This is a genomic window from Myxococcus sp. AB025B (assembly GCF_006518215.1).
Lineage (GTDB): Bacteria > Myxococcota > Myxococcia > Myxococcales > Myxococcaceae > Myxococcus > Myxococcus fulvus.
This window is the reverse complement of sequence record NZ_SRLW01000027.1, coordinates 42,087-50,713: the sequence shown is the minus strand read 5'-3', so window position 1 is coordinate 50,713 and position 8,627 is coordinate 42,087. Positions and strand designations below refer to the sequence as shown.

Sequence of the window (8,627 nt, the reverse complement as noted above, 5' to 3'; positions counted from 1 at the left end):
ACCCAAGCCCAAGCTGCCGCCCAAGGCCGCTCCTCCCGCCGTGGCCAAGGCGCCGCCGCCCGCCGCGCCCCTCGTCGCGCCCGCCGCCATCGTCGCGCCGCAGGCGGTGCCGCTCGAGAAGCCGCCCGAGGCCGCCACCGAGACCGTCGCCGCCGCGCCCATCGCCGTCGGCGGCACGGGCGCGCTGGTGCCCGGTGGCGTGGTGGGCGGCACGGGCGCGGGCACGGGGCTCGCGGGAGGTGGCGGCCGCGCGGCCCCCATCAACCTGCCCGAGTCGGCCACGCCGCCCGAGCCGCTCGAGTCCAACCTCATCCCCGAATACCCCTCCGACGCCCGCTCACGCGGTCAGGAGGGCATGGTCATCCTCAAGGGCGTCGTCGAGGTGGATGGCCGCGTCACCCAGCTCAAGGTCATGCGCGGTGACGAGCCGTTCGCCAGCGCGGCGATGTCCGCGGTGCGCACGTGGCGCTTCAAGCCCGCCGTCGTCGAGGGCCGCCCCACGGCGGTCTTCCGCATCTTCAAGGTTCCTTTCCGTCTCAAGTCGTAGGTCGTCTGTCTCACCCCGCACCTGCCCCCCAGGAGCACCTCGTCATGAACTTCAATCTTCGGGACATCTACAACCACATGGGCGTGTTCGCCCTGGGCATCGCCTGGACGCTGATGCTCTTCGCCGTCGCGTCCCTGGCGGTGTTCTTCGAGCGTCTGTTCGTGTTCTTCCGCTCGCGCAGCAAGTCGCGCGTCTTCGCCGCCCGCGCCGGCCAGCTCCTGCTGCAGCAGCAGCACGAGGCGCTGGTGAAGGAGGCGGAGGGCACCAAGGGCAGCCACCTGGCCATGCTGCTCGGCGGTGGCATGAAGACCTTCCTCGCCAAGTCCAAGCTGCCCGCGGGCAAGCTGGGCCCGGTGGAGCTCACCCGCCGCGAGCTGGTGCGCATCAACGAGCGCGTCAGCGCGGACGTGCGTCGCGGGATGTCCGTGCTCGCCACGGTGGGCTCGGTGGCGCCGTTCGTCGGGCTGCTCGGCACGGTGGTCGGCATCATCGAGGCCTTCTCCGGCATCGCCAAGGAGGGCTCCGGCGGCCTGGGCGCGGTGTCCGCGGGTATCGCCGAGGCGCTCGTCGTCACGGCGCTGGGCCTGCTCGTCGCCATCCCCGCGGTGCTGATGTTCAACTTCCTGTCGACGCGCGCGGACTCGCTCCAGCTGTCCCTGGACGCGGCGCGCAGCGAGCTGATGGACCACCTGGAGGACATGTCCACGGAGAAGCGCCCGGGCGCCAACAACGGCGCCATGGCCACGGGCCCGGAGACGGTGGCGCGCCGGGAGGGGCTCGATGTCCGCCCGGCGTAGCAGCCTCACCCCGGAGATGAACGTCACGCCGCTGGTCGACGTGGTGCTCGTCCTCCTCATCATCTTCATGGTGGTGACGCCGCAGATCGAGTCGGGCGCGTCCGTGGAGCTGCCCGCCGCCACGAACCCGGACAAGGAGAACAAGGAGCTGGAGCCCACCACGGTGAGCCTGGCCACCAACGGGTTCTTCTACCTGGACCGCAAGGAGCTCAAGAAGGACGCGCTCATGGTGGAGCTCAAGGCGCTGCGCGAAGAGAAGCCGGACTCGCCCGTGGTGCTCAAGGCGGACCGCGGCGTGCGCTACTCCGAGGTGCGCGGGCTCTTCAAGAGCATGCAGGAGATGGGCTTTCCGGGCATCAACCTCCAGGTCGTCGAGAAGAAGGGCCCGTAGGAGCACGCCATGGCATTCGACCTCGGTGGAGCCAAGGGCGGCCTTCGCCCCTCGATGAACGTGACGCCGCTGGTGGACGTGGTGCTCGTCCTCCTCATCATCTTCATGGTCGTCACGCCGCTGATGACCAAGCAGATGTGGATGACGGTGCCGGCCAAGCCGGACAAGGAGGACACCACGCCTCCGCCTCCGGACGCGCTGCCGCCGGTGGTGCTCACGGTGGACCGCGCGGGCGTGCTGCGCATCAACCGGGAAGAGGTGCCGAGGGACCAGGTGGTCACCCGGCTCCAGCGCATGCTCAACGCGCGCCCGGACAAAATCGTGTTCTTCGACGCGGGCGACGACGTGCCCTACGGCGCCGCCATGGAAGTGCTGGACCTCGCCCGGGGAGGCAATCTCACCGTGGGCGTGCTGCCTGACAAGCTCGCGGACTGAGTCTTCCGCGCGGCGGCGGGTCGTGACCTCGAGTTTGCGATCCGCCGCCTGAATCGTCACAAGCCATCCATTCCAATGCCATCCGTATCGCGTTGTTTACGGCGCGACCGTTGGCAAGGAGAGTCGTGTTGTCTCCCGCAAGCTTTTCGCGCGCCCTCGTGGCGGCGCTCACCCTCATCACCAGCCCCGCGCTCGGTCAAACCCCTTCCACCCCCGGCGGGGAGAGCACGCCGTCCGGGACGGAGACGCAGGTCGTCCCGCCCGTGACGGACCCCACCGCGCCCCCGTCCGAGGAGCTGCGCCCCGCCGCGCCCGGCATGGCGCCCGCGCCGGAGGGGACGACGCAATCACAGACACCTCCGCCCTCGCCCGCGCCGAACGCGCCGCGGTCTGGTGCCACGCAGGCTCCCGCTGCCGCGCAGCCGGGCGCCACGCAGGCCCCCGCCGCCGTGCAGCCCGATGTCTCGCAGCAGGGCTCCACCGCACAGCCGGACGGCTCGCAGCCGGGCGCCACGCAGGCTCCCGGTACGGTGAAGCCGAATGGCTCGCAGCCGGGCGCCACGCAGGCTCCCGGCACGGTGAGGCCGAATGGCTCGCGGCCGGGCGCCACGCAGGCTCCCGCCACCGTGCAGCCTGATGGCTCGCAGGCTCCCGCCACCATGGCCACGCAGCCCGATGGCGCGCAGCCCCCGGGCGCCGTGCAGCCGGACGGCTCGCAGGCTCCCGCCACCGTGCAGACGCCGGGCGCCGAGGAAGTCCCGACCGAGGGCATCGCGACCGACGAGGCCGTGACGGCCGAGGACGAGGCGATGATGGCCGAGGCCTCCGAGCCTCCCGCGGGCTTCACGGGCGTCTACGGCAAGGTCGTCGACGAGACGAACCAGGAGGGCCTCATCGAGGCCACCGTGAAGGTCGTCACGGGCGCGCAGAAGCAGGCGCTCACGGACCTGGACGGCAACTACCGACTCGCCCTGCCCCCCGGCAAGTACGACCTGCGCGTCTTCTACGACGTGTACCAGGGCCGCCGAATCACGGGCGTCATCGTCACCCAGGGCAAGGCGACCAAGCTCGACGTCGCGCTCAGCGCCGACGTGGGCGCCGTGCAGGAGGTCGTCGTCGAGGCCCGCGCGGACCGCCGCGCCGAGGGCGCCCTGCTCCAGGAGCGCAAGAAGGCCGCCGCCGTCTCCGACGCCATCAGCGCCCAGGAGATCTCCCGCACCCCCGACTCCAGCGCCTCCGACGCCGTCAAGCGCGTGGTCAGCGCCACCGTCGTCGACGGCCGCTACGTCCTGCTGCGCGGCCTGGGCGGTCGCTACACCACCACCCTGCTCAACGGCGCGCTCCTGCCCAGCCCCGAGCCCGATGAGCCCAGCGTCCCGCTGGACCTCTTCCCCACGTCCCTGCTCGCCAACCTCAACGTGGTGAAGAGCTACACCGCCGACCTGCCCGGCTCCTTCGGCGGCGGCACGCTGCTCATCGAGACCAACACCTACCCCAGCCAGTTCGAGTTCAAGCCGCGCATCACCTTCGGCGGCGACACCGAGTCCACCTTCCAGGGTCGCAACGCCCAGCGCGGCGGCGGCGCCATGGAGTTCCTCGGCTTCCCCGGCGACACCCGGCGCCTTCCCGCCGCCATCCCCACCGACCACGCCCTGGGCAACGGCGGCGAGTCGCGCGAGGAGCTGACGAGCCAGTGGAACAGCTTCAACAACGTGTGGAACGCGCGCCGCACCACCGCCCTGCCGAACATGGGCCTGAGCGCGTCGCTCGGCGACACGCTGCGCTTCGAGAACAAGCGCCTGGGCTACCTGGCCACCGTCAACTACGGCCACCGCGAGAACACCCAGCGCACCCAGTACACCAAGGCCGCGTATGACCTGCGCGGCGACTTCGTCAGCTACGACGACGCCCAGACGCAGCTGGGCACCGAGGTCGCCAACCTGAGCGGCCTGGCCAGCGTGGGCTACCAGCTCAACCGCGACAACGAGCTGACCCTCTTCAGCCTCTACACCCGCGGCACCGAGACGCGCACCACCACCAGCGACGGCGTGGACTCGCTCAAGGGCGACCTCTACCAGGGCAGCCGCCTGCAGTTCATCGTCCGGCAGCTGTCCTTCAACCAGCTGCGCGGCTTCCACCGCATCGGCCTGTTCGGCGACTCGGAGGTGGACTGGCAGGCCAACTTCTCCCGCGTGGACCGCGACGAGCCGGACACCCGCGACTCGCTCTACAGCGACAACCTGGGCAACCCCTCCGGCGGCATGTCCTTCCCCAACCAGGCCAACAGCGGCGAGCGCTTCTTCGCCGACCTGGGCGAGACGTCCTTCGGCGGCAGCCTCAACGTCACCGTGCCCTTCAGCGACGTGCGCCTGAAGGTGGGCGGCCTCACCCAGCTGTCCTTCCGCGACTTCCGCGCCCGCCGCTTCCGCTACAGCCTCAGCCCCAGCTCGGACGTGGACCGCTTCCTGCCGCCCGAGGTGCTCTTCAGCAGCGACTACCTGGGCAACGGCATGCGCATCCAGGAGAGCACCCGTCCGGACTCGGACGCGTATGACGCGTCGCTGGGCATCTTCGCCGGCTACGTCACCGCGGACGTCACCCCCACGGAGTCGCTGCGCCTGGTGGGCGGCGTGCGCCTGGAGAGCTCGCGCCAGGAGCTGGTCGCGCTCAACCAGTTCACCGACGTGGAGGCGTCGCGCAACGACGTCAACTACCTGGACTGGCTGCCGTCGCTCAACGCCATCTACGCGCTCACCCCCACGGTGAACCTGCGCGCCGGCTACAGCTACACGCTGGCGCGGCCGTCCTTCCGGGAGCTGGCGCCCTTCTCGTTCTACGACTTCGTGCGCCGCCGCAACATCTCCGGCAACCCGGACCTGGTGCAGACGCGCATCCACAACGTGGACGCCCGCGTCGAGTGGTTCGCCGGGGAGAACGAGGTCCTCGCCGCCAGCGCCTTCTACAAGCGCTTCCAGAACCCCATCGAGCGCGTCATCAACTCCGTGGGCTCCGGCGACATGAACTTCGAGAACACGCCGGCCGCCAACACCTACGGCCTGGAGCTGGAGGCGCGCGCGTCGCTGGGGCGCCTCACCCCCACGCTGCAGCCGGTGAAGGTGGGCGCCAACCTCACGCTCATCCAGTCCGAAATCGACCTGGGCAACGTGCAGGGCCTGCAGACGAACTCCAAGCGCCCGCTGCAGGGCCAGTCGCCCTACGTCATCAACGTCAACCTCGGGTACGAGCGGCAGCAGAGCGGCACGGAAGTGGCGCTGCTCTACAACGTGTACGGCCGCCGCATCGCCGAGGTGGGCACGGACAACCTGCCGGACGTCTACGAGCAGCCCTTCCACCGCGTGGACCTGGCCGTCACGCAGAAGCTCACCGAGGCGACGCAGCTGAAGCTGACCGCGTCCAACCTCCTCAACTCCCGCATCAAGTTGCAGCAGGGCGACATCGCCCTCGTCGAGTTCCGCCCGGGCCTCGCGTTCTCCGCGTCGCTGGGCCTCTCCCTGTAGTTCCCCTCCCGAAAGGAAGTCTCGTCATGAAGCGCTTGTTCGCCTCCCTCTTCATCATGTCCAGCCTGGTGGTTGGTGCCGCCGGCTGCGGCGACGACGACAAGAAGGACCCGCCTCCCACCAACCCGGAGCCCACCAACCCGGAGACGGTGGAGGTCTCCCAGGACATCACCGCGGACACCACCTGGAAGGCGGGCAACACCTACGTGCTGAAGAAGTACGTCTTCGTCAACAGCGGCACGCTCACCATCGAGGCGGGCGCCACGGTGCAGGGTGAGACGGGCAGCGCGCTCATCATCACCCGCAACGCGCGCATCAACGCGGTGGGCACGGCGGACAAGCCCATCGTCTTCACCTCCTCCAAGGCGGAAGGGCAGCGCGAGGCGGGCGACTGGGGCGGCGTGGTGCTGCTGGGCAAGGCGCGGCTGAACGTCTCCGGCGGCGAGACCACCGTCGAGGGCTTCTTCGCCACCAGCGGCAACGAGCAGACGAAGTACGGCGGCCAGGACGACGCGCACAACTGCGGCACGCTGAAGTACGCGCGCATCGAGTTCGCCGGCTTCGAGCTGGCGCCGAACAACGAGCTCAACGGCCTGACCGTGGGCGGCTGCGGCTCGGCGACGGACATCGACTACGTGCAGGTCCACCTGGGCCTGGACGACGGCATCGAGATGTTCGGTGGCACCGCGCCCCTCAAGCACATCGTCATCACGCAGGCGGACGACGACGCGCTGGACTACGACCTGGGCTACACGGGCAAGGTGCAGTTCCTGGTGGTGCAGCAGAGCCCCCGCGTGGGCGACCGCGCCATCGAGGCGTCCAGCCACAAGACGACGCCGACGCAGGAGCCCATCAGCGCGCCGGAGATCTGGAACGCGACGTTCATCGGCTCCAACGCGGACCCGGGTGGCAACCCCTCGCAGGAGGGCCTGGTGTTCAACACCGGCGCCGGCATCCGCCTGCGCAACGCGGTGGTGGCGTACTTCAAGGACCAGGCGGTGGACGTGGACGGCGAGGCCTCCGCGGCGCTCTTCAACGAGGCCGGTGACTCGCGGCTGTCCATCCGCAACACCTTCTTCTGGGACAACGCGAACCTGACGGACACCATCCCGTTCGCGCCGAACCCGAAGGTGGAGGGCGGCGTGACGGTGGACCCGGACGTGAGCCGCTTCAACGAGGCGGAGAAGATCCTGGTCGCCGCCAACGGCGTGAAGGTGCAGGACCCGCAGCTGACGGACGCGACGAACCTGACGGCGCCGAACTTCCTGCCGAAGGCGGGCTCGCCGCTGCTCAACCCGGACAACGCGGCCACGCCGGGCGCGGGCTTCGACACCAGCGCTCGCTTCGTGGGCGCGTTCGGCACCACGAACTGGATGGCTGGCTGGACGGCGTTCCCGCAGAACTGAGTCGTCTCGGGTGTACCCGCCCGGCGTCCGCGGAAGTAAGTGCGGAGGCCGGGCGGTCTCGTGGCCCGGCGCGGGTCTCTTCCGGAGGGGGGCTCCGGGAAGGCCTCGCGTCCGGGCCGCGGTTTTTCAGGGGGTGGGTGCCGAGGCGTCCGCGGAGCGTCCTGTCTCGAGACCTTCCTTCTCGAACAATGCGAGATAGGGCTCATACCGATAGAGACGGTTGCGCTTCTGTCCCGTGGTCTCCCGCAGCAGCCCCGCCGCCACCATCGATTCGATGACCGAAGCGGCCGTCACGTAGGAGCATGACAGGTGCTCCTCCGTGGCACGTACGGTGATGACAGGACGCTCGAAGAGGAAGTCCAGCAACCGCGTGGCCTGAGCGCTATGCGCGACCCTCTGCCGGGAGTCCTCGCGCAGCTTGAGGATGGCACGAGCCGTGTTCGTCGCGGAGGCACTCACCTCTGCTACGCCGCGAAGGAAGAAGCGCAGCCACCCCTCCCAATCTCCACCGCTCCGAATGGCCGTCAGTCGGTCGTAGTACTCGGCCCGATGCTTCTTCAGATAGACGCTGAGGTAGAGCAAGGGGCGCTCGAGGACGCGTCGCTCACAGAGCAAGAGTGTGATGAGCAGTCGGCCCACACGTCCATTCCCATCCAGGAACGGGTGGATGGTCTCGAACTGGGCATGGGCCAGACCGCAAAGGATGAGGACGGGAAGCTCACTTGGTCGATGAAGGAACGACTCCAGATTCGCGAGCGCCTCCTGCATCTCATGAGGTGGCGGTGGCACGAACGTCGCCGTCGACAATGAGCACCCTTGAGGGCCAATCCAGTTCTGGCTGGTCCTGAAGTCTCCAGGGCTCCGCTCGCTTCCGCGAACACCTTCCATCAATCGAGCATGAATCTCCCGCAGCAGGCGGAGCGACAGCGGGAGCGAATCGAGCCGCTCCAAGCCGAAGTTCATCGCCCGGACGTAGTTGACGACCTCCTCCACGTCCTTGGTGACCCGGGCTCCTCGACCGTCCATCTCGAACTCGAGGACGTCCTCCAACGTGCTCTGCGTTCCCTCTATCTGGGAGCTGAGAACCGCTTCGTGGCGGACGTACATCGCGACGAAGAGGTCGGGATTCGGAAGGATGGAGGACACGCCATCCAAGCGTCCAAGCGCCCGATCCGCCTCGCTCAGCAAGGAGGTCAACGGCCCCTCAAGGCGGATGGGGGGATCAGGAGGCAACCCGCTCGGGATGAACGCTCGATACCCTCGAAGCTGCTGAACGTACCTGCCAGCCCGCATCACCTTGCCCCCTGAATCACGCTGAACTGAAATATGCGCGCCAAGACCGCGTCACTATTTCAAGAATAGGCCCCATATTAAAATAAGGGCCCCTCCGATTCAGGCCTATCTCAGGAATCTTCAACAAGAAGAGGTCGCGGCCTGGAACCCCGTTTCGGGGACTGGGGCACTTGTCTCCGCGGCATGCGGGCCGTCCTCCCACGTCGGATCTGAAAGTCCGCCTCAGACGTGGGCACAGGT

Annotated in this window: 7 protein-coding genes; 6 read left to right on the top strand and 1 reads right to left on the bottom strand. The window is 68.7% G+C overall.

Annotated elements, in window-relative coordinates:
- The 6 genes from FL311_RS06925 to FL311_RS06900 form a co-directional block, all read left to right on the top strand.
- The coding region (locus FL311_RS06925; protein ID WP_141324146.1) for an energy transducer TonB at positions 1–547 on the top strand (547 nt) is incomplete at its 5' end.
- Positions 548–591: 44 nt separating this feature from the next.
- The gene (locus FL311_RS06920; protein WP_141324145.1) at positions 592–1,344 is read left to right on the top strand and encodes a MotA/TolQ/ExbB proton channel family protein; all 753 of its coding nucleotides are present in this window, start codon (positions 592–594) and stop codon (positions 1,342–1,344) included.
- Complete coding sequence (locus FL311_RS06915) at positions 1,328–1,735, top strand: biopolymer transporter ExbD (RefSeq protein WP_141324144.1); 408 nt, start codon at positions 1,328–1,330, stop codon at positions 1,733–1,735. The genes FL311_RS06920 and FL311_RS06915 overlap by 17 nt, the downstream gene beginning before the upstream one ends.
- Before the next feature lie 9 nt (positions 1,736–1,744).
- The gene (locus FL311_RS06910) at positions 1,745–2,170 is read left to right on the top strand and encodes a biopolymer transporter ExbD (RefSeq protein WP_141324143.1); all 426 of its coding nucleotides are present in this window, start codon (positions 1,745–1,747) and stop codon (positions 2,168–2,170) included.
- Between the two features lie 80 nt (positions 2,171–2,250).
- On the top strand, positions 2,251–5,688 hold the full coding sequence (locus FL311_RS06905; protein WP_141324142.1) for a TonB-dependent receptor: 3,438 nt from the start codon (positions 2,251–2,253) through the stop codon (positions 5,686–5,688).
- A gap of 26 nt (positions 5,689–5,714) precedes the next feature.
- Positions 5,715–7,094, top strand: a complete 1,380-nt coding sequence (locus tag FL311_RS06900) for a hypothetical protein (RefSeq protein WP_141324141.1) — start codon at positions 5,715–5,717, stop codon at positions 7,092–7,094.
- 126 nt (positions 7,095–7,220) lie between these two features.
- Here the strand turns inward: FL311_RS06900 and FL311_RS06895 are convergent, their stop codons facing one another.
- Complete coding sequence (locus FL311_RS06895) at positions 7,221–8,387, bottom strand: Fic family protein (RefSeq protein WP_141324140.1); 1,167 nt, start codon at positions 8,385–8,387, stop codon at positions 7,221–7,223.
- Positions 8,388–8,627 lie beyond the last annotated feature (240 nt).

Coding starts and splice junctions, on each gene's coding strand:
- FL311_RS06920 (WP_141324145.1), top strand. CDS start 592: ATGAACTTCAATCTTCGGGACATCTACAACCACATGGGCGTGTTCGCC.
- FL311_RS06915 (WP_141324144.1), top strand. CDS start 1,328: ATGTCCGCCCGGCGTAGCAGCCTCACCCCGGAGATGAACGTCACGCCG.
- FL311_RS06910 (WP_141324143.1), top strand. CDS start 1,745: ATGGCATTCGACCTCGGTGGAGCCAAGGGCGGCCTTCGCCCCTCGATG.
- FL311_RS06900 (WP_141324141.1), top strand. CDS start 5,715: ATGAAGCGCTTGTTCGCCTCCCTCTTCATCATGTCCAGCCTGGTGGTT.
- FL311_RS06895 (WP_141324140.1), bottom strand. CDS start 8,387: ATGCGGGCTGGCAGGTACGTTCAGCAGCTTCGAGGGTATCGAGCGTTC.